Origin of the sequence: Micromonospora sp. LOL_025 (assembly GCF_048060285.1) — a bacterium.
Classification (GTDB): domain Bacteria; phylum Actinomycetota; class Actinomycetes; order Mycobacteriales; family Micromonosporaceae; genus Micromonospora.
Window position 1 is genome coordinate 46,089 of the sequence record NZ_JBHMIR010000009.1, and the last position, 24,678, is coordinate 70,766.

Annotated in this window: 20 protein-coding genes, 1 tRNA gene and 1 other RNA gene; 18 read left to right on the forward strand and 4 right to left on the reverse strand. The window is 72.7% G+C overall.

Annotation, left to right across the window (positions count from 1 at the left end; genetic code table 11):
• Positions 1-33: 33 nt before the first annotated feature.
• From pruA to ACFHW0_RS14355, 10 genes are all read left to right on the forward strand, one after another.
• Positions 34-1,662, forward strand: coding sequence for an L-glutamate gamma-semialdehyde dehydrogenase (gene pruA, locus ACFHW0_RS14310; protein ID WP_416607777.1), 1,629 nt, complete (start codon positions 34-36; stop codon positions 1,660-1,662).
• Positions 1,663-1,761: 99 nt separating this feature from the next.
• Positions 1,762-2,565 carry a tryptophan 2,3-dioxygenase gene (locus ACFHW0_RS14315; RefSeq protein ID WP_416607779.1) on the forward strand — a complete coding sequence of 268 codons (804 nt, stop codon included), beginning with the start codon at positions 1,762-1,764 and terminating at the stop codon, positions 2,563-2,565.
• Positions 2,566-2,682: 117 nt separating this feature from the next.
• The gene (locus ACFHW0_RS14320) at positions 2,683-3,198 is read left to right on the forward strand and encodes a PadR family transcriptional regulator (protein ID WP_121396454.1); all 516 of its coding nucleotides are present in this window, start codon (positions 2,683-2,685) and stop codon (positions 3,196-3,198) included.
• A gap of 161 nt (positions 3,199-3,359) precedes the next feature.
• Positions 3,360-4,481 (forward strand): peptide chain release factor 2, encoded by a 1,122-nt coding sequence (gene prfB / locus ACFHW0_RS14325; protein WP_416607781.1) that lies wholly within the window; start codon positions 3,360-3,362, stop codon positions 4,479-4,481.
• 118 nt (positions 4,482-4,599) lie between these two features.
• Positions 4,600-5,280, forward strand: a complete 681-nt coding sequence (ftsE, locus tag ACFHW0_RS14330) for a cell division ATP-binding protein FtsE (RefSeq protein ID WP_089001878.1) — start codon at positions 4,600-4,602, stop codon at positions 5,278-5,280.
• A gap of 65 nt (positions 5,281-5,345) precedes the next feature.
• Complete coding sequence (gene ftsX, locus ACFHW0_RS14335; RefSeq protein WP_416607783.1) at positions 5,346-6,221, forward strand: permease-like cell division protein FtsX; 876 nt, start codon at positions 5,346-5,348, stop codon at positions 6,219-6,221.
• Positions 6,222-6,357: 136 nt separating this feature from the next.
• Positions 6,358-6,837 carry an SsrA-binding protein SmpB gene (gene smpB / locus ACFHW0_RS14340; protein WP_121399044.1) on the forward strand — a complete coding sequence of 160 codons (480 nt, stop codon included), beginning with the start codon at positions 6,358-6,360 and terminating at the stop codon, positions 6,835-6,837.
• A 104-nt stretch (positions 6,838-6,941) separates the two neighbouring features.
• Positions 6,942-7,317: a transfer-messenger RNA gene (gene ssrA / locus ACFHW0_RS14345) on the forward strand.
• A 191-nt stretch (positions 7,318-7,508) separates the two neighbouring features.
• On the forward strand, positions 7,509-7,979 hold the full coding sequence (locus ACFHW0_RS14350; RefSeq protein ID WP_416607785.1) for a hypothetical protein: 471 nt from the start codon (positions 7,509-7,511) through the stop codon (positions 7,977-7,979).
• A 39-nt stretch (positions 7,980-8,018) separates the two neighbouring features.
• The gene (locus tag ACFHW0_RS14355) at positions 8,019-8,981 is read left to right on the forward strand and encodes a hypothetical protein (RefSeq protein WP_416607787.1); all 963 of its coding nucleotides are present in this window, start codon (positions 8,019-8,021) and stop codon (positions 8,979-8,981) included.
• A gap of 157 nt (positions 8,982-9,138) precedes the next feature.
• On the opposite strand, the gene mdlC is transcribed toward ACFHW0_RS14355, so the two are convergent.
• Together mdlC and ACFHW0_RS14365 are read right to left on the reverse strand one after the other, a co-directional pair.
• Positions 9,139-10,734, reverse strand: coding sequence for a benzoylformate decarboxylase (mdlC, locus tag ACFHW0_RS14360; RefSeq protein WP_416607789.1), 1,596 nt, complete (start codon positions 10,732-10,734; stop codon positions 9,139-9,141).
• Between the two features lie 55 nt (positions 10,735-10,789).
• A complete protein-coding gene (locus tag ACFHW0_RS14365; RefSeq protein WP_416607791.1) occupies positions 10,790-11,593 on the reverse strand; it encodes an S-methyl-5'-thioadenosine phosphorylase in 804 nt (267 codons plus the stop codon).
• Between the two features lie 150 nt (positions 11,594-11,743).
• On the opposite strand from ACFHW0_RS14365, the gene ACFHW0_RS14370 reads away from it, so the two are divergent.
• The 3 genes from ACFHW0_RS14370 to ACFHW0_RS14380 all read left to right on the forward strand — a co-directional run bounded on the left by ACFHW0_RS14370 (position 11,744) and on the right by ACFHW0_RS14380 (position 15,168).
• Positions 11,744-12,331, forward strand: coding sequence for a YqgE/AlgH family protein (locus tag ACFHW0_RS14370; protein WP_121399042.1), 588 nt, complete (start codon positions 11,744-11,746; stop codon positions 12,329-12,331).
• Positions 12,332-12,419: 88 nt separating this feature from the next.
• A tRNA-Ala gene (locus tag ACFHW0_RS14375) sits at positions 12,420-12,492 on the forward strand.
• 318 nt (positions 12,493-12,810) lie between these two features.
• Entirely contained in the window at positions 12,811-15,168 is a 2,358-nt protein-coding gene (locus ACFHW0_RS14380) for an ATP-binding protein (RefSeq protein ID WP_416607793.1), read from the forward strand.
• A gap of 49 nt (positions 15,169-15,217) precedes the next feature.
• Here ACFHW0_RS14380 and ACFHW0_RS14385 read toward each other — a convergent pair whose 3' ends face one another.
• The gene (locus ACFHW0_RS14385) at positions 15,218-18,460 is read right to left on the reverse strand and encodes a S8 family serine peptidase (protein WP_416607795.1); all 3,243 of its coding nucleotides are present in this window, start codon (positions 18,458-18,460) and stop codon (positions 15,218-15,220) included.
• A gap of 641 nt (positions 18,461-19,101) precedes the next feature.
• On the opposite strand from ACFHW0_RS14385, the gene ACFHW0_RS14390 reads away from it, so the two are divergent.
• Both ACFHW0_RS14390 and ACFHW0_RS14395 read left to right on the forward strand, forming a co-directional pair.
• Entirely contained in the window at positions 19,102-20,043 is a 942-nt protein-coding gene (locus tag ACFHW0_RS14390; RefSeq protein WP_416607797.1) for a phytanoyl-CoA dioxygenase family protein, read from the forward strand.
• Between the two features lie 68 nt (positions 20,044-20,111).
• On the forward strand, positions 20,112-20,579 hold the full coding sequence (locus ACFHW0_RS14395) for a GNAT family N-acetyltransferase (protein ID WP_416608139.1): 468 nt from the start codon (positions 20,112-20,114) through the stop codon (positions 20,577-20,579).
• A gap of 16 nt (positions 20,580-20,595) precedes the next feature.
• Here the strand turns inward: ACFHW0_RS14395 and mgrA are convergent, their stop codons facing one another.
• Positions 20,596-21,585 carry an L-glyceraldehyde 3-phosphate reductase gene (gene mgrA / locus ACFHW0_RS14400; protein WP_416607799.1) on the reverse strand — a complete coding sequence of 330 codons (990 nt, stop codon included), beginning with the start codon at positions 21,583-21,585 and terminating at the stop codon, positions 20,596-20,598.
• 83 nt (positions 21,586-21,668) lie between these two features.
• On the opposite strand from mgrA, the gene ACFHW0_RS14405 reads away from it, so the two are divergent.
• The 3 genes from ACFHW0_RS14405 to ACFHW0_RS14415 all read left to right on the forward strand — a co-directional run bounded on the left by ACFHW0_RS14405 (position 21,669) and on the right by ACFHW0_RS14415 (position 24,644).
• Positions 21,669-22,637, forward strand: coding sequence for an aldo/keto reductase (locus ACFHW0_RS14405; protein WP_416607801.1), 969 nt, complete (start codon positions 21,669-21,671; stop codon positions 22,635-22,637).
• A 97-nt stretch (positions 22,638-22,734) separates the two neighbouring features.
• Positions 22,735-23,979 (forward strand): sensor histidine kinase, encoded by a 1,245-nt coding sequence (locus ACFHW0_RS14410; protein WP_416607803.1) that lies wholly within the window; start codon positions 22,735-22,737, stop codon positions 23,977-23,979.
• The gene (locus ACFHW0_RS14415) at positions 23,976-24,644 is read left to right on the forward strand and encodes a response regulator transcription factor (protein ID WP_416607805.1); all 669 of its coding nucleotides are present in this window, start codon (positions 23,976-23,978) and stop codon (positions 24,642-24,644) included. Before ACFHW0_RS14410 ends, ACFHW0_RS14415 begins: the two co-directional genes overlap by 4 nt.
• The last annotated feature ends 34 nt before the right edge of the window (positions 24,645-24,678 follow it).

Here is a 24,678-nt window from a genome sequence, read left to right on the forward strand (position 1 = left end):
TCGCCACCGCTGTCGAGATCGCCAGGAGCCTTGATGGACGCCGTGTTCTCCGTACCTGAGCCGCGCAACGAGCCGGTGCGCAACTACGAGCCGGGCAGCACCGACCGGGAACGGCTCCAGCGGAGGCTGACCGAGCTGGCCGCCGAGCGGATCGAGCTGCCGATGACCATCGCCGGTGAGCAGCGGATGGCCGGCGGCGAGTCGATCGACGTCGTGCAGCCGCACAAGCACGCGCACGTGCTCGGCGTCACCGCGCACGCCACCCACGACGACGCCCGCGCCGCCGTGAAGGCCGCCAAGGACGCCGCCCCGATGTGGCGGGCCCTGCCGTTCGAGGAGCGGGCCGCGATCTTCCTGCGCGCCGCCGAGCTGCTCGCCGGCCCGTGGCGGGACACGCTGAACGCGGCCACCATGCTCGGCCAGTCGAAGACCGTGATCCAGGCCGAGATCGACGCGGCCTGCGAGTTCATCGACTTCCTCCGGTTCAACGTGCACTTCGCACGGGAACTGCTCGAGGCGCAGCCGATGTCGTCGCCGGGGGTGTGGAACCGCTTCGACCACCGCCCGCTGGAGGGCTTCGTCTACGCGGTCACCCCGTTCAACTTCACGGCCATCGCCGGCAACCTGCCCTCGGCGCCGGCCCTGCTGGGCAACACCGTGGTCTGGAAGCCGGGCCCGACCCAGCAGTTCGCCGCGCACTTCACCATGCGGCTGTTCGAGGCGGCCGGCCTGCCCCCCGGCGTGATCAACATGGTCACCGGGCGCGGCGAGGAGGTCTCCGACGTCGTCCTCGCCGACCCGGACCTGGCCGGCATCCACTTCACCGGCTCCACCAAGGTCTTCCAGCACCTGTGGCGGACCGTCGGCGAGAACATCTCCCGCTACCGGGGCTACCCGCGGCTGGTCGGCGAGACCGGCGGCAAGGATTTCGTCGTCGCGCACCCCAGCGCCGACGTCGACGCCCTGCACACCGCCCTGATCCGCGGCGCCTTCGAGTACCAGGGCCAGAAGTGCTCGGCGGCGTCCCGGGCGTACGTCCCGCGGTCGCTGTGGGAGGGCGGGCTGCGCGACCGGCTGGCCGCCACCGCGGAGTCCCTCACCTACGGCGACGTCACCGACTTCGGCAACTTCGGTGGCGCGGTGATCGACGCCAAGGCGTTCGAACGGCACACGGCCGCGCTGGAGCTGATCTCCGGCGACGACGCCTGCCGGGTCCTCGCCGGCGGCACCGCCGACGACTCCGTCGGCTGGTTCGTCCGGCCGACGCTCTTCGAGTGCACCGACGCGGCGCACGAGACGTTCACCACCGAGTACTTCGGGCCGGTCCTCGGGGTGCACGTCTTCGACGACGGCCGCTTCGACGAGGTGGTCGGCCAGGCCGAGTCGATCGCGCCGTACGCCCTGACCGGGTCGATCTTCGCGACGGACCGCCGGGTGGTCGACGCGGTCGCCGAGAAGATGCGGTACGCCGCCGGCAACTTCTACATCAACGACAAGCCGACCGGCGCGGTGGTCGGGCAGCAGCCCTTCGGCGGCGCCCGGGCCAGCGGCACCAACGACAAGGCCGGCTCCTGGCACAACCTCGTCCGGTGGATGTCGCCCCGGACGATCAAGGAGACCTTCGTCGCGCCGACCGACCACACGTATCCCCACATGGGCTGAGGTGTGGCGCAGGGGCCTTCTCCCGACGTAGGGGAGAGGGCCCCTGCGCGCCCGCACCGCGGGAGGCGGGGGCGGCAGGGCGGCGGTACGGTGGCCGCTGTGACCCACCCCACCCCCGCGCAGGATCCCCACTTCGGCGAGCAGGGTGGCCTGCTCACCTACACGGACTATCTCCGGCTGGCCGACCTGCTGGCCGCCCAGGTGCCGGAGTCCGACCCGGCCTCCCACGACGAGCTGCTCTTCATCACCATCCACCAGGTCTACGAGCTGTGGTTCAAGCTGCTGCTCGCGGAGCTGACCGACGCCCGGGACCGGCTGCTGGCCGGCGAGACCTACCTGCCCCGGGTGCGGCTGGAGCGCTGCCACGTGGTGGAACGGGTCCTGATCGGTCAGGTCGACGTGATCGACACGATGACCCCGCAGGACTTCCTGGCCTTCCGCACCAAGCTCGCCCCGGCCTCGGGCTTCCAGTCCGCCCAGTTCCGGGAGATCGAGTTCCTCTCCGGCCTGAAGGACCCCGACTACCTGCGCCGCTTCCGGGGGCTGCCCGACGTGGAGCGGGAGCGGTTGGAGCGGCGGCTGGCCGAGCCGAGCCTCTGGGACGGCTTCCTGGCCGTGCTCGGCCGGGCCGGCTTCGACGTCGCCGAGGAGGAGTCGCGCTTCGCCGCGTACGCCACGATCGCCGGGGACCGGGAGCGGTTCGGGCCCCTGTGGGACCTCGCGGAGGCGCTGGTCGCCCACGACCAGGCGTTCTCGCTGTGGCGGGCCCGGCACGTGCTGATGGCCGAGCGGCAGATCGGCACGAAGCCCGGCACCGGGGGCTCGGCCGGTGGGGCGTACCTGCGCTCCCGCGTGGAGACCCGCTTCTACCCGGAACTGTGGGAGCTGCGTAGCCGACTGTGACCGTCGCGCGCCTCCCCGGCGGACTGTCTCGCGCCGACAGTGCACATAGGAACCCGACCGGGTGGCGAAAATGCCAAATCCTGGACGCCGCGTCGGCAAAGTGGCAGCGTGAGGGGCATGGCGGATTCCGGAGTCAACCCCACGGCGGCGGCCCTGCTCGGGCTGCTCCACGAGGGCCCCATGACAGGTGGCCAGTTGATGGCCGCCGCCGAGCGCCGACTGGCGCCGTACTGGTCGATGACGCGTAGTCAGGTCTACCGGGAGTTGCCGGTGCTGGCCGAGCGGGGCCTGGTCCGGATGGGCAAGCCCGGCCCGCGCTCGAGCCAGCCGTACGCGATCACGGCGGCGGGAAAACGGACATTTTCCCGCTGGCTGGCCGAGGAGCCGGGGCGGGACACCATCCGCAACCCGATCGCCCTGCGGATCGCCTTTGGCGAGCTGCACTCGGCCAGCCAGCTCAAGAACCTCCAGGCCGCGGCCAACGACTACCACACCGAGGCCCTGGCCAAGGTCCGGGAGCAGGTCAAGAACGCCAAGAAGGAGGGCGACGCGTACGACGCCAGCGCGCTGGAGTTCGCCGTCGCCTACCACAAGGCCGCCCTGTCCTGGCTGAAGAGCGCCCCGGTCGGCTGACCGCCGCCGCTCCGCAGACTCGTTTTCTCGCCCGAGCTGCACCTTTCTGGCTCGTGACTGCGGGGCTGACAGGCCCGCTCCTCGCACGAGCTGCACCTTTTTGGCTCGTGACTGCGGGGCTCGCAAGCTCACTCCTCGCACGAGCAGTACCCTTGTCTGTCGTGACCGCTGCCGATTACGCCGAACAGCTCAAGGACCTCGACGCCACCCTGCGCAACATCGAGGCGGTGCTCGACATCGACCGGCTGCGCGCGGACAAGGACCGCCTGGAGCAGGAGGCCTCCGCGCCCGACCTGTGGGACGACCAGGCGAAGGCCCAGCAGGTGACCTCGCAGTTGTCGTACGTCAATGGCGAGATCAGCAAGCTCGGCAGCCTCCGCTCCGGGCTCGACGACGCCAAGGTGCTGCTGGAACTGGCCGAGGCGGAGTCCGACCCGGGGGTGCTCGTCGAGGTCGAGGCGGAGATCGCCTCGCTGGGCAAGGCCATCGAGGAGATGGAGGTCCGCACCCTGCTCTCCGGCGAGTACGACTCCCGGGAGGCGCTGGTCGCCATCCGGGCCGGCGCCGGCGGCGTGGACGCGGCGGACTTCGCCGAGATGCTGCTGCGGATGTACCTGCGCTGGGCGGAGCGGCACGGCTACCCGACGGAGGTCTACGAGACCTCCTACGCCGAGGAGGCGGGCCTGAAGTCCGCAACCTTCACGGTCAAGGTGCCCTACGCGTACGGCACGCTCAGCGTCGAGTCGGGCACCCACCGGCTGGTGCGGATCAGCCCCTTCGACAACCAGGGGCGTCGGCAGACCAGCTTCGCCGGTGTCGAGGTGCTGCCGGTGGTGGAGCAGACCGACAGCATCGAGATCCCCGAGAACGAGATGCGGGTCGACGTCTACCGCTCCTCCGGCCCGGGCGGGCAGAGCGTCAACACCACCGACTCGGCCGTGCGGCTCACGCACATCCCGACCGGCATCGTGGTCACCTGCCAGAACGAGAAGTCCCAGCTGCAGAACAAGGCGTCCGCGCTGCGGGTGCTCCAGGCCCGGCTGCTGGAGCGCAAGCGCCAGGAGGAGCAGGCCAAGCTCCAGGGCCTCAAGACCGACGCCGCCGGCTCGTGGGGTGACCAGATGCGCTCGTACGTCCTGCACCCGTACCAGATGGTGAAGGATCTCCGGACCGAGCAGGAGACGGGCAACCCGACCGCGGTCTTCGACGGCGATCTGGACAAGTTCCTCGAGGCGGGCATCCGGTGGCGCAAGCAGCAGCAGCTCGCCGGCGACACTGCGTGATCAACCGTGGGCGGAGCGCGCCGTCGATCTCTCCGGTACGCCCGAATTGGATGACGCGACTCGCAACGGCGGGGCGTGGGGCTTGGCTCCCCGGTTACACCGCGTAGACTCACGACCCGTGATTCAGCTTGAGCAAGTGACGAAGACGTACCCGAAGGCGTCCCGGCCTTCGCTCGACAACGTGTCCGTCTCGATCGAGAAGGGCGAGTTCGTCTTCTTCATCGGTCCCTCCGGCTCCGGCAAGTCCACCATCATCAAGTTGCTGCTGCACGAGGTCTCGCCCAACAAGGGCCGGGTCGTCGTCAACAGCAAGGACGTCACGTCGATGCGTTCCTGGAAGCGACCCCACTTCCGGCGTTCCATCGGCTGCGTGTTCCAGGACTTCCGGCTGCTGCCGAACCGCACCGCGTACGAGAACGTGGCGTTCGCCCTCGAGGTGATCGGCAAGACCAAGGCGGTCGCCCGCCGGGTCGTGCCGGAGGTTCTGGAGCTGGTCGGGCTCGGTGGCAAGGAGCACCGCTACCCGCACGAGCTCTCCGGTGGTGAGCAGCAGCGGGTCGCCGTCGCCCGGGCGTTCGTGAACCGTCCGCTGATCCTGCTCGCGGACGAGCCGACCGGAAACCTGGACCCGGACACCTCGATCGAGATCATGCGCCTGCTGGACCGGATCAACCGCACCGGCACGACCGTCGTGATGGTCACGCACGACTCCAACATCGTGAACCAGATGCGCCGCCGGGTCATCGAGATCGAGAGTGGCCGCATCGTGCGCGACCAGGCCCGCGGCGTCTACGGCTGAGCCGACGCCACCCCTGCGCAGCCTGACGACGAACACCTCATGCCGGAGACCCGGAGGAAATCCCGATGCGCGTGAAATACGTCCTGTCCGAGGTACTGGTCGGACTGTGGCGCAACGTGACCATGACCATCGCGATGATCATCACGATGGCGGTCTCGCTGACCATGCTCGGCGCCAGCGGTCTCATGTACCGCCAGGTCGACGACATGAAGGACCTCTACTACAAGAACATCGAGGTCTCGATCTTCCTCGACCAGGAGGTGAGCCCCGAGCAGCGTGACGCGTTGGACGCCAAGCTCAAGGGCGACCCGCTGGTCAAGGAGGTCCTCTACGTCAACAAGGACGAGGCGTACAAGCGCTTCCAGGAGATGTTCCAGGACGCTCCCGACCTGCTCAGCGCCGTCAAGGCGGACAGCCTGCCCGAGTCGTTCCGGCTGAAGCTGAACAACCCGGAGCAGTACAAGAACATTTACGACCAGTACAAGGACGCCGAGGGCGTCGACGAGATCGTCGACCAGAGCCGGCTGCTGGACAAGATCTTCGACATCCTCACCTCGATCCAGAACATCGCCCTGGCCGCCGCGATCGTGATGGCCATCGCCGCGCTGCTCCTGGTCGCCAACACGATCCAGGTGGCCGCGTACAGCAAGCGGCGTGAGGTCGCGGTCATGAAACTGGTCGGCGCGTCGAACTGGTTCATCCAGGCACCGTTCGTGCTGGAGGCCGTGGTCGCCGGCCTGATCGGCTCGCTGCTCGGCCTGGTGGCCCTCATCGCGGCCAAGTACCTGCTCTTCGACGGGTCGCTCCAGGCGTTGCAGGGCCTGCTCTCGCCGGTGAGCTGGGGCGACATCCTGTTCATGTTCCCGCTGATGGCCGGCGTCGGTGGCCTGGTCAGCGCGGTCACCGCCTGGGTCACGCTCCGCTTCTACCTGCGGGTCTGACGCCGTACGGCTCGACGGGACCCTTCCGCGCCAGGAATAAACGGCGCGGGAGGGTCCTTGTCGTTCGGGTAGCATGATCCCCGCCCCGCGGCCGGTCACGTCCGGCGGCGGATCACCGGAAAGGGGGGTGGCGCCGATGCCACGGGAAAAGGGACGCAAGGTCGTCGCCTCCAACAAGAAGGCCCGGCACGACTACGCGATCCTCGACACCTACGAGGCGGGCATGGCGTTGACCGGCACGGAGGTCAAGTCGCTGCGGGCCGGGCGCGCGTCGCTGGTCGACGCGTTCGCGCAGGAGCGCAACGGCGAGCTCTACCTGCACGCGATGCACATTCCCGAGTACACGCAGGGCACGTGGACCAACCACGAGCCCCGGCGGACCCGCAAGCTGCTGCTCAAGCGGCTGGAGATCGACCGGCTGATCGGCAAGACCCGCGAGGGCGGCCTGACCATGGTCCCGTTGCAGGTCTACTTCTCCGACGGCTGGGCCAAGGTGGAGATCGCCCTGGCGAAGGGCAAGAAGTCGTACGACAAGCGGCAGGACCTCGCCAAGCGGGACGCGGACCGGGAGATCGCCCGAGTCGCCGGCCGGCGTGGCAAGGGCATGGATGACTGAGTTGTCCGTCCTGTCCGGTTCGGCGCGCCCGCCGGGGGCTCGGGATGAAACCCGTTGCGGCAGGCGTTACGCTTGTCAGTGCCGCCACAAGGGCGGCCCGTCGAGGGGGTGACTGGTTTCGACTTCGTACGCAGCGACAGGGGAAGCGAGCCGAGGAAGCCGACGTCGTCTCGAGAATCGGTCGTCGGAAACCAATAAGCGCCAAGAACAATCGCGCTGACTTCGCTCTCGCCGCCTGAGGCGAGTAGTGAGTCTGTCGGCCTGGGAGCGCCTTCGACCCAGTTAGCCGGCATCAGCTAGAAGGCTGGCCAATCGGACCCGGTCGCGGGGTCCGTGCGGCGAGATCAATCAGCGACTGGGCCCGTCACACCAACTTGCTCGCGTGAGCGGTGGGGCCAAGTAGAGGCATAGCGAGCTGCGCTCGGAGAAGCCCTGACAAACCGGCGAAGGACCCGGGTTCGATTCCCGGCACCTCCACCAACCAGACGATGCGCCCCGGTCCACCGGACCGGGGCGCATCGGCGTCTCCGGGGCCGGTCGTCCCTGGGGCGCCTGGGTCGCACGGGACGGGTGCGACGGATGGGAACGATGAGGTCCGCCCGCCCCTGGACAGGGCGGACGCGTGGGTTCACCATCGCTGTACGCGGTCAGACGCGACGCGGGAGGTGCCCATGGTCACCGGTCCGATCCAGCAGCCGCCCACCCCGCCCGGAGGGCTCCGGCCGCCCGCCGCGCGCCGGCTCCCCGCCACCCCGCCCGGGGACCTGCACCCGCTCGCCCGGGCGCTGGCCGTCGCGCCGGCCGGACCACGCTGGCGGGAACGCTTCCTCGTGGGGCTCGGGCCCGTGCGACGGGGCTTCACGGAGCACGTCCGGGTCACCGAGGGGCCCGCCGGCCTCTACGCCGAGCTGCTCGGCCAGGCGCCCCGCCTGGAACGCGGGGTGCGGCTGCTGGCCCGGGATCACGTCGCCATCACCGCCGCGCTGAGCGCCCTCCAGCAGGCGGCGGAACGGCCGGACGCCTCGCTCGACGAGATCCTCGGCCGGGCCGCCCACCTGCTACGGGCCCTCGCCCGGCACCGGCAACGCGGCGCGGACCTGCTCTGGGAGGCGTACGAGACGGATCTGGGCGGAGAGACCTGACCGGGGGAACCGGCGTGGGCGTGCCGACGTCCAACCCACATGCGCCGTACCGCCGCCCTGCTGGGCCTTCCGCTGTTGATGATCGTCGCCGGGTGCGCGCCGGCCGGCTCCGACCCGGCCGTCGACCCGGTCGACTCCGACCCGCGTCGGGACGCCTTCGTCCAGCGGGCCACCGAGGTGGCCGACGCGTGGCGACCGCTTCCGGCGTGGAAGTCCGGTTACGTGCCGATGCAGGACGCGACGGTGCTCGTCGGCGACCCGGGCTTCACCGAGGAGACCAAGATCGCCTTCCTCGGCGGCTGGTACCGCGACCAGGTCGACCTGCCCGTCGCGAAGCCCGCCGACGGCACCATCCGGTTCCCGGACGGCACGCTGACCGTCCCGCTGGTCAGTGCCGCCACCGCTTACGAACAGCTCGACCAGGGCGACCCGCCGCCGTGCGGCGGCCGCCCCAGGGACTCGGGGCCGAAGCTTCCCGGTGGCGGCCCCACCATCGAACCGGGGCCCGACGGTCCGGTGAGCAGCGCCCCGCAGGCCGCCTGCGTCCCGCTGACGGTCACGGCCGTGAAGCTGGGGACCGCGCCGGTGCGCACCAGCCGGGGCGAGGCGCAGGTGCCGGCGTGGCTGTTCACCGTCGAGGAACTCACCGCGCCGGTGGCCCGGCTCGCCGTGGCGCCGCAGGCCGTGACCGCCCCGCCCGAGCCCGCCCCGCCGGCCAGCCCGGCCCCGGCGGGCCTGGTCGGTGCGCAGGACGTCCAGTCCGTGGACGGCACCGAACTGACCTGGCGGCTCGGGGTGGGCAGTTGCGACACCGGGATCACGCCGCTGGTGCAGGAGCGCGACGACGTCGTGGTGGTGGGCGGCAGCGTGATCACCGCCACCGGCGTGTGCAACGCGATGCTGAAGTTGGAACCGGTCACCGCCACGCTGAAGGCGCCGCTGGGCGACCGGCCGATCCTCGACGTGCTCACCGGCGCGCCGCTGCGGCTCGCGGCGAGCTGACGCGAGCGGGCCGCCCGTTGCCGGCCGGCGGCGGCCGACCGGCATCGGGCGCTCCGGAGCGGAACGGACCGTGGCGCGGTGCAGGGCCCTCCTCGCAGCCGCAGCGCCTCCGGGGCGTGCAGGCGGAGCATGGTGGCGCGGCCCGGGGCCGGGCGGCTCACAGGAGCCGGGGCACCTCGGTGCTGACCGGCACCGGCAGCACCGTCGGGCCGTCCGCGCGCAGCCCGGTGGCCAGGGCGTCGCCGAGTTGCTCCGGGGTCTCCACGACGGTGGCCGCGCAGCCGTAGCCCCGGGCTATCGCGGTGATGTCCAGCCCCGGCAGGTCCAGCCCGGGCACCCCCGGGGTGTCCTTGAATTCGGCGAAGGCCTTCAGGATGGCGTACTGCTGGTTGACCGGCACCACCACGACCAGCGGCAGGCGCAGCCGCGCGGCGGTCCAGAGCGCCTGCACCGAGTAGTGGAACGAACCGTCCCCGATGACCGCGACCACCGGCCGTCCCCGCCCGGTGTCGCGCTGCGCGAGCGCGATGCCGACCGCCGCCGGCAGCCCGTAACCGAGGCCGCCGCTGGCCATCGTGAAGTACGACCCGGGGCGGGTGCTGCGCAGCCGGCGGCGCAGCGCCGGCAGGTTGGACGGCGACTCCTGGACCAGGATCCCGTCGGCGGGCCAGTGCCGGGCCAGGGCCGCGAAGAGGGCGTCCGGGGCCAACGGCAGCCCGTCCGCCGGCGGGGGCGGGTCGGGGCGCGCCGGCGGCGCCGGCCGGTCCGCCCCCGGGAGCAGGTCGACCAGGGCGGCCAGGGCCAGCCCGGCGTCGGCGAGCAGGCTGTCGCCCACCGGCGCGCGGGCCGCCTCGTCCGGATCGTCGGTCACGTGCAGCAGGCGGGCCCCGGCGGGCAGGTGGTCGCCCGGCACGTGCGGGTAGTAGCGGAACACCGGCGCCCCGACCACCAGCACGGTGTCGTGCCCGTCCAGCGCCTCCGAGAGCGGCCCCATCGCGAACGGGAGCACCCCCCGGAAGTGCGGGTGGTCCTCGGGGAAGGCGGCCCGCTCCGGCGCGGGCGCCGACCAGACCGGCGCGGCGAGCCGCTCCGCCAGCGCCACGGCGGCGGGCCAGCCGTCGGCCCGGTCCACGGCCGCGCCGAGCACCAGCGCGGGCGCGCGGCTGGCGGCCAGCACGGCGGCGAATTCGCGCAGCCGGCGCGGGTCGGGCGCGAACCGGGTGGCCACCGTCCGCACCGGCGGCGGCGGGTCGGCCGGCTGCGCCCAGTCGTCGAGGGGCAGCGAGAGGAAGACCGGCCCGGCGGGCGGCTGCACCGCCGTCGCGTACGCCCGCATCAGGGCCGCCGGGACGTCCTGCGCGCGGACCGGCTCGTGGCTCCACTTGACGTACGGCTGGGGCAGCTCGGTGGCCCGCCGGCTGGTCAGCCGGGGCTCGATCAGCAGCATCTCCCGGGTCTGCTGGCCGGCGGTGACGATCAGCGGGGTGCGGTTGTGCCACGCGGTGACCAGGTTGCCCATGCCGTTGCCCGTGCCGGGGGCGGTGTGCAGGTTGACGTGCGCCGGCCCGCCGGTGGCCTGCGCGTAGCCGTCCGCCATGCCGACGGCCGACGCCTCGTGCAGGGCGAGCACGTAGTGGAAGTCGTCCGGGAAGTCCCGCAGGAACGGCTCCTCGGTGGAGCCCGGGTTGCCGAAGACGGTGGTCAGGCCGAGGGCGCGGAGCAGGTCGTACGTGGTGTCGCGGACCGTTGCCATCGCCCCCAGGCTATCGGGGCGACCCGGGCGATCCGGGCCTTTCGCGCTCCTCGCCTCAGGGGAGCGCGAAGGGCAGGGTGATGCCGTCCAGCGCGCGCCCGCAGGCGCAGTCCCGCTCGGCCGGCAGCGCGGCGACGGCCGCCAGCAGCAGGCCCCGCAGCCGGTCGGTGTTCTCCCCGAAGACCCGGAACACCTCCTCCTGCGTCACCGCGCCGCCGCCCTCCACCCCCGCGTCGAGGTCGGTGACCAGGGCGATCGAGGAGTAGCAGAGGGCCAGCTCGCGGGCCAGCACCGCCTCCGGGTGGCCGGTCATGTTGACCACCGTGCCGCCGATCGAGGCGTACCACCGCGACTCGGCGCGGGTCGAGAAGCGCGGGCCCTCGACCACCACCACCGTCCCGCCGTCCACCGCGGGCACGTCCCGGCGAGCCGCGGCGGCGAGCAGCGTACGCCGGCCGGCGGGGCAGTACGGGTCGGCGAAGGAGACGTGCACCGCGCCCCGGTCGTAGTAGGTCTGCGCCCGCCCGCTGGTGCGGTCGATCAGCTGGTCCGGCACCACGAACGTGCCCGGGCCCAGCTCCGGCCGCAGGCCGCCCACGGCGCAGGGGGCGAGCACCTGGCGTACCCCGAGGGAGCGCAGCGCCCAGAGGTTGGCCCGGTAGGGGATCAGGTGCGGCGGGTGGCGGTGGTCCCGGCCATGGCGGGGCAGGAACGCCACCCGCCGGCCGCCCACCTCGGCGATGGTGACGGCGTCGGACGGCGGCCCGTACGGCGTCTCCAGCACGTGCTCGGTCGCGCCGTCGAGCAACGCGTAGAGCCCCGAGCCGCCGATCACCGCGAGTTCCGCCGTGGGCCCCACAGGTCCTCCCTCGTGTCCGTCGATCTACCGCACGTCAGACCTTAGCCACCGCCCCGGGGGCAGGCTATGGTGCCAGACATGGCGTTCACAGCGCGGATGACACCGGTGCCCCCGGGCGTCCCGGTCCGGTCGGTCTGACGGGTGTCCGGCATGCAGGGAGAGGGGCAGGCGATCGGCGGGCGGACGGGGTCGATGACCGGGCGGCTGCTGGTCGCGACGCCGGCGCTGAAGGACCCGAACTTCGACCGTACGGTGGTGCTGCTGGTGGCGCACGAGCCCGGCGGCGCCCTCGGCGTGGTGCTCAACCGGGCCACCGAGGTGCCGGTCGCCGACGTGCTCGGCGACTGGAGCGACCTGGCCCGCGACCCGGCGGTGCTCTTCGAGGGCGGCCCCGTGCAGCCCGACTCGGCGATCTGCCTGGCCCGGATGCGCCACCCGGTGCAGCGGCTCAGGGGATTCCACCAGGTCTCCGGGGCGGTCGGCACCCTCGACCTCTCCGTCGACCCGGGGCCGCTGCGGGAGGGCATCACCGGCATCCGGGTCTTCGCCGGCTACTCCGGCTGGGGCACGGGGCAGTTGGAGCAGGAGATCGAGGACGGCTCCTGGTTCGTGCTGGACGCGCTGCCCGGCGACGCGTTCGTCGACCGGCCGGACGACCTGTGGCCGATGGTGCTGCGCCGCCAGGGCGGCATGATGGCGGCGGTCGCGCACTTCCCGCCGGACGTGGCGCTCAACTGAGCCGCGCACGGGTGGGCCCCCCGCGAGATGACCATGCGGCGGGCGCTGTGTATAGTTCTCTCGTGCCCGGGTGACCGGGACGAGGCAAGGGGCCGTGGCGCAGCTGGTAGCGCACCACACTGGCAGTGTGGGGGTCAGGGGTTCGAGTCCCCTCGGCTCCACCCTTGGTTTTGCAGTTCAGCGGCCTGGTCGAGAGCGATTCGACCAGGCCGCTGACGTGTTTCGGGCTCGTCCGTCCCATCGCTTCGCCCGCCTGCTTCGTGCACAGCCCAGCGGCTGGGCGCCCACCGGCGGCGTGGTTGCCGGCGGGTGCGGCGTGATGCCCCCGGCACACGCCACCCGATGGCGGCGACGCCTGCTCATCGGGGGTTACACGCGGCACGGGCTGCTGGCATGATCGGGCACATGCCGCAGTTGATCGACTCGTCCCCCACGGACCAGGTGACCCGTGGCCACGAGGCGACCCTGCCGCCTACCTGATGGCTTCCCCCGGTGGCTGGTCACCGCGGAGGGTGGGCGGGCAGGCGGCATCGCATCGCTCGGCCCCAGCAGACCGCCTCGACCCGATCGAGCCGAACCGCTTCGGTCTGCGACTGCGCCGGCATCGCAGCGACGCCGGCCTGACGATCGAGGAGTTGTCGGCAGCGTCGCAGGTCAGCGTGCGGGCGATCAGCGACATGGAACGTGGGCGGAGCCGGGTGCCGCAGCGGCGTACCGTCGAGGCGCTCATTCGGGCGCTGGGTCTGTCGGCCGGCGCGGCCACCGTGCTACGGGAGACCGCCCGCGCCGGCCGTCGCGTCGCGCGGTCCGCACCGGCGTTGGCGCCCCCGCGGACCGTCGCCGACTTCACCGGCCGGCACGGCGAACTGCGCTGGTTGGGCGACCTCGTCGCCCGCAGCGCCGAACCACCCGACCGGCAGGGTGCTCCCGTGGTCGCGGTCGTGTCCGGGTCTCCCGGACTCGGCAAGACGGCGCTCATGCTGCAGGCCGCGGCCCGGTACGCCGAGTCGTTCCCGGACGGTGTGCTCTTCGTCGACCTACGCGGCCTGGACGCCGATCCGCCACGCCCGGAGGATCTGCTGCTACGCCTGCTGACCACGCTGGGCGTGGCGGAGACCCAGGTGCCGGGCGACGCGCACGCCCGCAGCGCCCTGTACCGGGCCCTGCTGGGCGAGCGGCGCAGCCTGCTGCTGCTCGACAACGCCGCCGACGAGGCGCAGGTCCGCCCGCTGTTGCCGGGCGCCGGGAGCACGATGACGATCGTCACCAGCAGGCGCGGGCTGGTCGGCCTGGAGGCGGTCGACCGGCTTTCCCTGCCGGCGCTGGCCAGGGGCGAGGCGGTCGCGCTGCTGCAACAGATCATCGGGCCGGAGCGCGCCGCCGCCGAGCCGGACGCCATGCTGCTCGGCCTCGCGCAGGCCTGCGGAGACCTGCCGCTGGCGCTGCGGATCGCCGGCAACCGCCTGCTCAGCCGCCCGGACTGGAGCATCGAGTTCCTGCTACGCCGGCTGGCCGACCAGGACGACCGGCTCGACCTGCTGGTCGCCGGGGACCTCCAGATCGCGGCGCCGTTCATGCTCTCCTACCGGCAACTGTCCCCTGCCGCCGCCCGCACGTTCCGGCGGCTGTCCCTGATCCCCGGCCCGGACGTCGGCCTGAAGCTGGCCGCGCAGGCGGCCGGCCTGGGCGGCCGGGAGACCGAGGCGGCCCTGGAGGAGCTGGCCGAACTGGGGCTGCTCCAGCCGGCCAGCGACGGTCGCTACCGGTTCCACGACCTGATGAGGTTGTTCGCCCGGGCACGCCTGTCCGCCGAGGAGACCTCGGAGGCGCGGCGACAGGCCGAGAGCCGGATGGTGACCTGGTTGCTCGACGCCGCAGTCGCCGCCGGGCGGTGGTTCGAGCCGGAGTACGCCGGCGGGGCCGGCGGCGGGCCGGCCTCGGCCGCGGAGGCCAGCCGCTGGATCGAGCAGGAGAGCCTGAACTGGCTCGGCGCGCTGCGGACGGCCTTCGCCGCGGGCCGGCACACCGAGGTGATGGCGGTCGCCGACGCCATGCACTGGTTCTCCGACCGGTGGACGCACTGGGAACACTGGCTGGAGGTGTACCAGTTCTCGGCGGCCTCCGCCGAGGCGCTCGGCGACCCGCGCGGGCGGGCCGTCCACCTGAACTACGTCTCGTGGGCGTACACGATGTGTGCCATGCGTCCCGACCTGGCGGAGGCGCCGGCCCGGGAGGCGTTGCGGCTGGCCGTCGCCGCGGACGACGCCCGCCAGCAGGCGTGGGCGTGGACCTACCTCGGGTCCGCGGCCCGGCGTCGCGGCGACGCCACCGAAGCACAGGCGGCGGCCGGGCGATCGCTGCCGTTGTTCGAGGCCGCCGCGGACTGGGACGGGTACGCGCAGGGGCTGTCCATGCTGGCCGGCAGCCTCGCCCAGGGCGGCCGGCACCGCGAGGCCATCGAGCAGTACCGGCAGTTGGAAGAACTGCTGGCCGAACCGGGCCGGGCGCCGTCCCCGCAGGTCGGTGACCTGACCGCCGGTCACCTGCACCTCAACGTCGGCCTGAGCCTGCTGGCGCTGCGCCGGTGGGCGGCCGCCGCAGCCAGCTTCCGGGTGGCCTTGCCGCTGCTGCAGCGGGCCGGGGTGCGGCAGAGCGAGGGCCGCTGCCGGTACGGGCTGGGCAGCGCGCTCGCCCGGCTGGGCCGGGTGGACGAGGCGCGCGGCGAGCTGCGGCGGGCGGCCCGCATCGCCCGGCACGTCGGCCCGGCGGATCTGGTGGACCAGGCCCTCGGCCGGCTCGCCGAGCTCGGGCCGCCCGCCGGTCGCCGGGTCTCCTGAGACCGCGGGGCCGGGCAGATCATGCCCGGCCCCGCGGGTCCCACACCGGTTACTTGACCTGGTAGGCCCGGTAGACGGTGGTGGTGACGGTGTTCCCGTCGCTGTCGACGGCGGTGGCGCGCAACGACGCGAAGCCCGGCGCCTTCGGGTGCCGCACGGTGGCCGTGTACTTCCCGTGCTTCTCGGCCGTCCGGGCCGCCGTCCAGGTCCGGCCGTCGTCGAACGACACCGACACCTTCGCCGACGTCACCCGGCCCGCGGTCGCCTGCTGGGCGAACGTCAGCGGGATGGTCAGCGAGCTGCCGGCCCGGACGCTGTTGTCCAGCGCCAGCGCGGGCTGGAACCCGATCGAGGTGAGCGGCAGCGCCCCGGCCTTGTCCGCGGAGGTGGTGAAGGTCCACTCCGTCTCCAGGCGCCGCGACAGCCGGTACGGATCGGGCAGGTCGAACGCGTACCGCAGCCGGTATGCGTTCGACTCGGGTGCCACCTCCCACGATCCGTACAGGTAGTCGAACTCCTTGAGCAGCGTGTCGCCCTGGTGCAGGGTGAGCTGGTGGTTGTGCATCGCGTACGGCAGACCCACGTGGCCGGCGCCGTCGGTGTAGCCGCTGAAGGTGGCCCGTACCGTGTTGCCCTCCCGCGAGACGGCCGGCGAGTTGGCGTACACCGGGATCAGGGTGGTGTTGAGCGCCGCGCCGCCCCAGCGTTCGACGTAGCGGCCGCCGGGCCGGTAGGTGACCGGATCCTGCTGCGCCAGGTTGAGGATCAACAGGCCGCCGTCGACGGTCTTCTCCTGGACGTCGGCCTGCCAGGGCCCGTCGCCGCCGTAGTACTCGGTGCGGCGTCCCGGCGTCGGCACCGCCGGCAGGACGCTGGTCAGCACGATCCCGCCGCCCGGGAGTTCGGGGTCGGGGCTGCCGTTGGTGCGGTCCACCGCCACACCGGTCGCGTTCTGCGCGTACTGTGCCTCGACGGTCGCCAGGTGACGCCGCGAGACGTGCTTGACGAAGCCGTTGATGAAGGATCCCCGGATCCGCCAACCGAGCTGGTAGACGTCCGGCGCCTGGTCCCGGCGGGCCGGCCCCTCGAAGACCGCGTGCACCTGGGTGGTCACGCCGGGCAGGTCGGTCGGGCCGACGTCGGCGGTGTGGATCTTGTCCAGCTCGCCGCTGACACCGGCGTAGGTCCGCAGCGGGTCGCCGCTGCGCAGCACCATGACCCCGGCGTCCCGCGCCTGCGCCCGGTCGTCCGGAACGGTGATGTCGAGCGGTCGCGCCCGGCGCGCGTCGAGCACCACCTCCTGGTTGCTGTCGGCGATGATCCGGTTGTTGGTCAGCAGGGAGACCGTGCCGTCGTCCTCCTCGATGTACGCGGACAGCCGCCAGGAGCTGTTCAGCGGCACCCGCAGCGACGTGCTCGACGTGTAGAACGTGTAGTTGGCGTAGTTCTTCGGATCGGGGTTGAACAGCTCGATCAGCACCGTGTCGGCGGCGGCGCCGTCCCGGCCGATGGCGTTGATCTGCAGGCCGGCCGCCGGCTCCTCGTGGTAGACGCTGAACGGGGTCTGGAGCTTGAGGTCACCGGCGGTGGCCACCAGGTGCCCCTTGAACAGGCCGTACGAGGTGCTCGCCCGCTCGTCCACGGTGACCTGCACGGTCGCGTCACCGCCGGCGGGCACGGTCAGGGTGCGGGCGCTCAGCGCCAACAGGCCCGCCGGAGCGTCGCCGGCCAGCGCCAGGTCGAGCGTCAGCGGCTGGTCGCCGCGGTTGTGGTAGGTCATGGTCCGCGCGGTCGGCGCCTCGGTGTGCGGCCATTCGAGGATGCCGAGGCTGAGCGACGGCGGGGTGACGGTCAGCGGCTGGGTCAACGCCCTGCCCACGTTGACGAGACCGGCCCCCTGGGCGAAGACGTCGTACGCCGGGTTCGGCAGGGCCGAGGCCATCAGGGCCTCCTTGAGCTGCGCCGCCTTCCAGCCCGGGTTGGCCTGGGTCAGCAGCGCGGCGGCGCCGGCCACGTGCGGGGTGGCCATCGAGGTGCCGGTGGCGGCGAAGTACGGTCCCACGGGCAGGTGGCCGAGCGCGCTCGGCGACCGGGCGGCCGTGATCTCGGTGCCGGGCCCGCCGATGTCCGGCTTGATGCCGAAGTCACCGAGCCGGGGACCGCGCAGCGACGACCAGTTCAGCTCGCCGGCCTTGTCGAAGTTCGCCACCGACAGCGCCGCGTCCGCCGTGGACGGCGAACCGACCTGGAGCTGCCAGCCGTTGTAGTTGCCCGCGGCGACGACGAAGAGGGTGCCGTACTCGGCGGTCAGGTCGTTGACCGCCTGCTCCAGCGGGTCGACACCGGCGGCGTCCTGGCCGCCCAGGCTCATGTTGACGATGGTCGCGCCGGACTCGGCCGCCCACTGCATGCCGGCGAGGATCGCCGAGTCGGAGCAGCTCCCCTGGCCCCCGACATTCCAGCACACCTTGCCGTCGAGCAGGGTCGCGCCGGGAGCCACGCCCTTGTACCTGCCACCCGAGGCGGCGCCACTGCCGGCGATCGTCGACGACACGTGGGTGCCGTGCCCGTTGAGGTCGACGCCGGTCTCCCGCTCGGGGACGAAGTTGCGCCGCGCCACCACCTTGCCGGTGAGGTCGGGGTGGCTGTCGTCGATGCCGCTGTCGAGCACCGCGACCTTCACGCCGGTGCCGTCGTATCCGGCACCCCAGGCGGCCGGGGCGCCGATCATCGGCACGCTGGTGTCCAGCTTGGACTCGCGGACGCCGTCGGCCCAGATCTTGCCGCTGGTCAGCGACGTCCGGGTGGTCTGCCAGGTCTTCGCGAGGTCGGCGCGAGGCACCTTGGTGGCGAAGCCGTCGACCGCCTCCAGCTCGCGGCCGGTGGCCAGGCCCCGCACGGCGGTGGCGTCGGAGACCACCAACGGCAGGTACGACAGCTCGTCGAAGCCGAATTCGAGCAGCGCGGTGACGTTGAACAGCCGCTCGTCCAGCCGGTCGGCCTTGAGCAGGGGGATGGCGTCGGACGGGATGACGTAGTCGGCCTTGTTCCGCTGGAGGCGCACGAAGTGGACGCCCTCGCGCGGCGTGACGCTCACCTGCTTGCCGCGCACGGTGACCTGGTCCCCGGTGAGTAAAGTCAGGCTCCGCGTGGGTTCCGGGCCGTCAGCTGCGGCGGGTGCCGGAGCCGATGCTGCCGCTGCGGGTTGGGCAGCGGCCGGTGCAACTCCGACCAGCAGAGTCGCCAGCGTGGCGCCGAGCGCGCCGTACGCCAGGAAACGGCGTTGTCGCATGGGTGGGTCGTCTCCACTTCGGGGTATTGATCGGCACGGTCGCTCGATCGGGTGCGGGGGCAATCGGAATGACGCCACCCGCACGTTTCGTAGCGGCGGCGGCAGCGTGCCGCAATGGTTTCGCCAGTGGCGGCGGTCGCCGGGAGCGTCGACGTATCCGCAGGTCAACTCGATGAGGTCGACAGTCGCCGTGACATTCACCATCCTTGGGAGCGCGCCTTCCGCAGGCGCTTCTGCCTGTCGTTCTGCCGGAGCCGAACGGCCTGCCGCTCGTCCTGGGCGCGCAGCTCCGCGATGACGTCGGGTCCATCACGGCCATCCTCAATGAGCTGCCCGACGCCGACGCCCCCTGGCGGAGACCGGTCAGCCGGTCTGGGCGCCGGATGGCTGGCCACCCACCGGCGGAGCAATTGGCAGAGTTGACCGATGACCTGCGCCAGTTGGGGTGACAACGCATCCGATCCGCGCAGGTTTGCCGGGTGCCCCCTGCCGCCGGTCGACGACGGCCTCCCGGAATAGGGGGCCTGTCGTACAAATGAGGCGTTGTCGCACACCGGGCCTTCTGCCACGATCGCCGCACTGGAGGCCCTCCCCGCCCGGTGGTGGGGCTCGATCCCGTGCGGCCAGCGAAGGAGCCGATGGTGGACCACCCCCACGCGTTGACAGCCGAGCAGTCGGAGCAGTTCCGGCGCGACGGGCACCTGATCCTGCGGGGCGTGCTCCCCACCGCGACGCTGGACGCGCTGCACGGCTCGTTCAGCCGCGTCGTCGACCACCTCGCCCGGCAGTGGCAGCAGCGGGGGGTGGTCACCGAGACCTTCGCCGACCTGCCGTACGACCAGCGCTACCTGCGCCTGATCGAGTCCAGTCAGGTCCGCGTACCGGCCGCCTGGCGGCGGATCCTGGTGGGACGGCCGGTGTACGACCTGTGGCGCACCCCGGAGCTGCTCGGCCCGGTGCGCAGCCTGATCGGTGACGAGGTCTACGCGCACGGCGTCTGGAACGCCCGGCCCCGCGACCCCCACGGCCGCACCCAGCAGGTCGCCTGGCACCAGGACGCCTACTACTACAAGGGTTGGGACGCCTCGGTCGGGCCGCTGCTGTCGGTGTGGATCCCGCTGGTGCCCGTCGACGAGGACACGGCCTGCCTCCAGTTCGTCACCGGCTCGCACACCCGGGGCTGGATCCCCCGCGACCGCCTGCCGAACGGCGAGTACGGCACGTCGGACGCGGCCGTCGGGGACGGCCCGGTGAGCACCGCCCGGATGGAGCCCGGCGACGCGGTGATCTTCACGGACACCACGCTGCACCGCTCGACGCCCAACGTGTCGGACCGCATCCGGTGGAACATCGACATCCGGTTCGCCCCGGCGGTCGACGGGGTGATCCGGAACTCGCCGCGCGGCTACCGCTGCTTCAGCGGTGCCGACCCCGAGCGGGTCGAGTCGTTCGAGACGTGGGCCGGCCGGTACCGGTACGAGCCGGAGGACCTGCTGACGGAGCTGACGAACTTCGAGGAGGGCTACGACCTCGACGCGCTCAGGGCGTTCTCCCGGGCGTCGCCGTATGCCGACATCTACTGACGGGAGGCGGCGCGACGCGACAGCCAGGGAACCGCGTCGGGTAGGGGTTCGCCACCCTGACGGAGCGGCTGCGGGAGAACCGTGACTTCCTCGCCCCCTGGGACCCCGTACGCGACGACGCCTTCTTCACCCTCGACGCCCAGCGCGACGCGATCGCCCAGGCGCTTCAGGCACACGCCCGGGGCACGATGGTGCCGCTGGCCGTCGTGGACGCCGAGGACCGGCTGATTGGCCGGCTCAACGTCAACGGCATCACCCGGGGCGCGTTCCAGTCGGCGGCGATCGGCTACTGGGTGAGCCGGTCGCACAACGGGCGGGGCGTCGCGACGGCAGCGGTGGCGGAGATCGCGGAGCTGGCCTTCGGCGCGCTGGGCCTGCACCGCCTCCAGGCCGAGACGCTCATCCACAACACCGCGTCCCAGCGGGTGCTGACGCGCAACGGCTTCGTCCCGTACGGCATCGCGCCGCAGTACCTGAAGATCGCGGGCGAGTGGCAGGACCACATCCTCTACCAGTTGCTGGCCCCGGCCGGCTGACCCCGCCCCGGTGGCGTCAGCCGAGGTGGTGCTCGATCTCGGTCAGCTCCTCGGCGCTGAGGTCGAGGTTGTCCAGCGCGGCGACGTTCGCCTCCAGCTGCGGCACGCTGCTCGCCCCGATGATGAGGCTGGTCATCCGCGGGTCGCGCAGCGCCCAGGCGAGCGCGAGCTGGGCCAGCGACTGGCCGCGCCGCTCGGCGATCGCGCCGAGCGCCCGGATGGTGGCCATCTTCTCCTCGCCGAGGTCGCTCTCGCTGAGGAAGACGCTGGTGCGCACCCGGGAGTCCGCCGGGATGCCACCCAGGTAGCGGTCCGTGAGTAGGCCCTGGGCGAGCGGGCTGTACGCGATGCAGCCCGCGCCGGCGCGCTCCAGCGTGTCCAGCAGGCCGTCGTCCTCCGTCCAGCGGTTGAGCATCGAGTACGACGGCTGGTTGATCAGCAGCGGCGTACCCAGGTCGCGCAGGATCGCGGCGGCCCGCTCGGTCTGCGCGGAGTCGTAGTTGGAGACGCCGACGTAGAGCGCCTTGCCGGCCCGGACGACGGCGTCGAGGGCGCCCATCGTCTCCTCCAGCGGGGTGTCCGGGTCGAAGCGGTGCGAGTAGAAGATGTCGACGTGGTCCAGCCCGAGGCGGCGCAGCGACTGGTCCAGCGAGGAGACCAGGTACTTGCGGGAGCCCCACTCGCCGTACGGGCCGGGCCACATCAGATAGCCGGCCTTGGTGGAGACGACGAGTTCGTCCCGGTACGGCCTCAGGTCGGTCGCGAGCATCCGGCCGAAGTTCTCCTCGGCGGCGCCCGGCGGCGGCCCGTAGTTGTTGGCCAGGTCGAAGTGGGTCACGCCGAGGTCGAAGGCGCGGCGGACGACGTCCCGCTGCCGCTCGTACGGCCGGTCCGGTCCGAAGTTGTGCCACAGCCCGAGCGAGATGGCGGGCAGCCGCAGCCCGCTGCGCCCGCTGCGCCGGTAGGTCATCTGGTCGTAGCGCTCATCCGCGGCGAGGTAGGTCACGGTGACCGAGCCTATCCCCGCCGGTAGCGGGCGTGCGCGGCGAACGGGCCTGCGAGAACGGACGCCGGGGTAGTTTCGGGACCATGCGTTTCGTCCCGCTCGACACCCCCAAGCCCCTGTCCAAGATCGGCCTCGGCACCTGGCAGTTCGGGTCCCGGGAGTGGGGCTACGGCCCCGAGTACGAGCGCCGGGCCGCCGACATCGTCCGGCGCGCCGTCGACCTCGGCATCACCGTCTTCGACACCGCCGAGCTGTACGGCTTCGGCCGCAGCGAGCGGATCCTCGGCGAGGCGCTCGGCGACGACCGGCCGAAGGTCGTGCTCGCCACCAAGATCCTGCCGATCCTGCCGGTCGCCCCGGTGGTGCAGCAGCGGGCGGTCGCCTCGGCCGCCCGGCTCGGCGTCACCCACCTCGACCTCTACCAGGTGCACCAGGCCAACCCGCTGGTCGCCGACCACACCACCATGCGCGGCATGCGCGCGTTGCAGGACGTCGGGCTGGTCGGCGAGGTCGGCGTCAGCAACTACGGCCTACGCCGCTGGCAGGTCGCCGAGGCGGCGCTCGGCCGGCGGGTGCTCAGCAACCAGGTCCGCTACAGCATGGTCGACCGCGGGCCCGAGCACGACCTGCTGCCGTACGCGAAGCAGGCCGGCCGCGTCGTCATCGCGTACAGCCCGCTGGCCCAGGGCTTCCTCTCCGGCCGGTACGACGCGAAGAACCCGCCGAGCGGGGCGGTGCGCCGGGCCAACCCGTACTTCCTGCCGGTGAACCTGGAGCGCGGCGCGACGCTGATCGAGACCCTGCGGCAGGTGGCCGACGCGCACGACGCCACCCCCAGCCAGATCGCCCTCGCCTACCTGCTGCGCCACCCGAACGTGCTGGCCATCCCCGGCGCCTCGGGCGTGGAGCAGGTGGAGCGCAACGCGGCGGCCGCCGACATCGACCTGGCCGACGACGAGCACGCCGCGCTCGCCCGGGCGGCCAGGGAGTTCCGCCCGATCACCGGGCTCGCGGCGGCGCCCCGCCTGCTCCGGGCCCGAGCCGGGAGGTGAGCCGATGGACGACATCACCGCACTGATCCTCGACGACCAGCCGATCTCCCGGACGCGGGGGAGTCGGCGGGGGGCGTGACCGGGACAGAATGAGCGGGTGAAGCCCCGCACGGTCCTCGCCCCGCTGACGGCCGGCAGCACCTGGCGGCGCGGCGTGTTCCTGCTGCTCGGCGGGGTGCTCGTGCTGCCGTACGTGCTGCTCGCGGTGGCCTTCGCCCAGATGCTGACCCGGTCGGACGTGCCCCGGCCGCTGGTGCTGGCCCTGCTCGGCGTCGCGGCGACCATCGCGGCGGTACCGGTCTTCCTCGACGGCCCCCGCGCGTTGGAGATCGCCGCCGCGCGGGCCCTGCTCGGCGTCGACCTGCCGGACCCGGCGCCCGGGCACGCGGTCGACCGGGAGACCCGGCTGCGCTCGGCGCTCTGGATCGGGCTGCACCTGGTCAGCGGCGGACTGGTGGTGGCCGCCCTGTTCAGCGCCGTGCCGATGGCGCTGGCCTTCATCGGGCAGCAGTTCGGCCTCGACACCGGAATGACCGGCGGCGACCGGCTCGGGCCGTTCGACGGGCGGGACACCGGCTGGCTGACCCTCGCCGGCGTCGTCGTGCTGGTGGCGCTCGGCTACGCCGTGGCCGGGCTGGGCGCGCTGGCGGTGTCGATGGCCCCGGTGCTGCTCGGCCCGGCCCAGGCGGAACGGATCGCGGCCCTGGAGGCGCGCACCACCCGGCTCGCCGAACGCAACCGGCTGGCCCGGGAGCTGCACGACTCGGTGGGTCACGCCCTCACGGTCGCCACCCTCCAGGCCGGGGCCGCCCGCGAGCTGCTCGACCGGGACCCGGAGTTCGTCCGGCGCGCGCTGGGCGCGATCGAGGAGGCCGGGCGGACCGCCATGGACGACCTGGACCACGTGCTGGGCCTGCTCCGCGAGCCCGACGGCCGGCGGGCCGCGCCGGCGCCGCAGCGTACGCTCGCCGACCTGGACCGGCTGGTGGCCGACACCCGCGCGGCCGGCCTGCCGGTCGACGCCCGGCGCACCGGCGACCCGGCCGACCTGCCGGCGGCGGTCTCCCGGGAGGGCTACCGGATCGTCCAGGAGGGGCTGACCAACGCGGCCCGGTACGGTCGCGGACCGGTCACCCTGCGCCTCGACGTGCACGCCGACGCGCTGGAGCTGGAACTGGACAACGCGGTGGGCCGGCGCCGCCGCGCCGACCCGGGGCGGGGCGGCCTGGGCCTGGACGGGATGCGGGAGCGGGTGCTGCTGCTCGGCGGCCGGCTGACCGTCGGGCCGGACGGCGACCGCTGGCGCATCCGGGTGCGACTGCCGTTCGAGAGGACCCCATGACGACCGGAACCGCGACGACCACGGGCGTGCTGATCGTCGACGACGACGAGCTGATCCGGGTCGGGTTGCGGGCCATCATCGACGCCCAGCCCGACCTGCGGGTGCTCGGCGAGGCCACCGACGGCGCGGAGGTGCCGCCGCTGGTCGCCCGACTGCGCCCCCGGGTGGTGCTGATGGACGTGCGGATGCCCGGCATCGACGGCATCCAGGCCACCCGGCGGCTGCTCGCCACCTCCGCCGACCCGCCCCGGGTGCTGGTGGTCACCACCTTCGAGAACGACGAGTACGTCTACGACGCGCTCCGCGCCGGTGCCAGCGGTTTCCTGCTCAAGCGGGCCCGGCCCGCCGAGGTGGTGGAGGCGGTCCGGGTGGTCGCGCGGGGCGAGTCGCTGCTCTTTCCCGCCGCCATCCGCCGCCTCGCCGGGGCGTACGGGGGGCGGGGCGCCGACCGGCTGGCCGGCGCCCGGCTCACCGACCGGGAGGCCGAGGTGCTCCGGCTGATGACCACCGGACTGTCCAACCCGGAAATCGCCGCGCACCTGGTGGTCGGGGTGGAGACCGTGAAGACCCACGTCGGCAACGTGCTGGCCAAGCTCGGCGTCCGCGACCGCACCCAGGCGGTGATCGCGGCGTACGAGTCGGGGTTCGTCACCCCGTCGGGCTGAGCGTTCCCTCCCGAGGGGGAGCCGGTTCACCGCC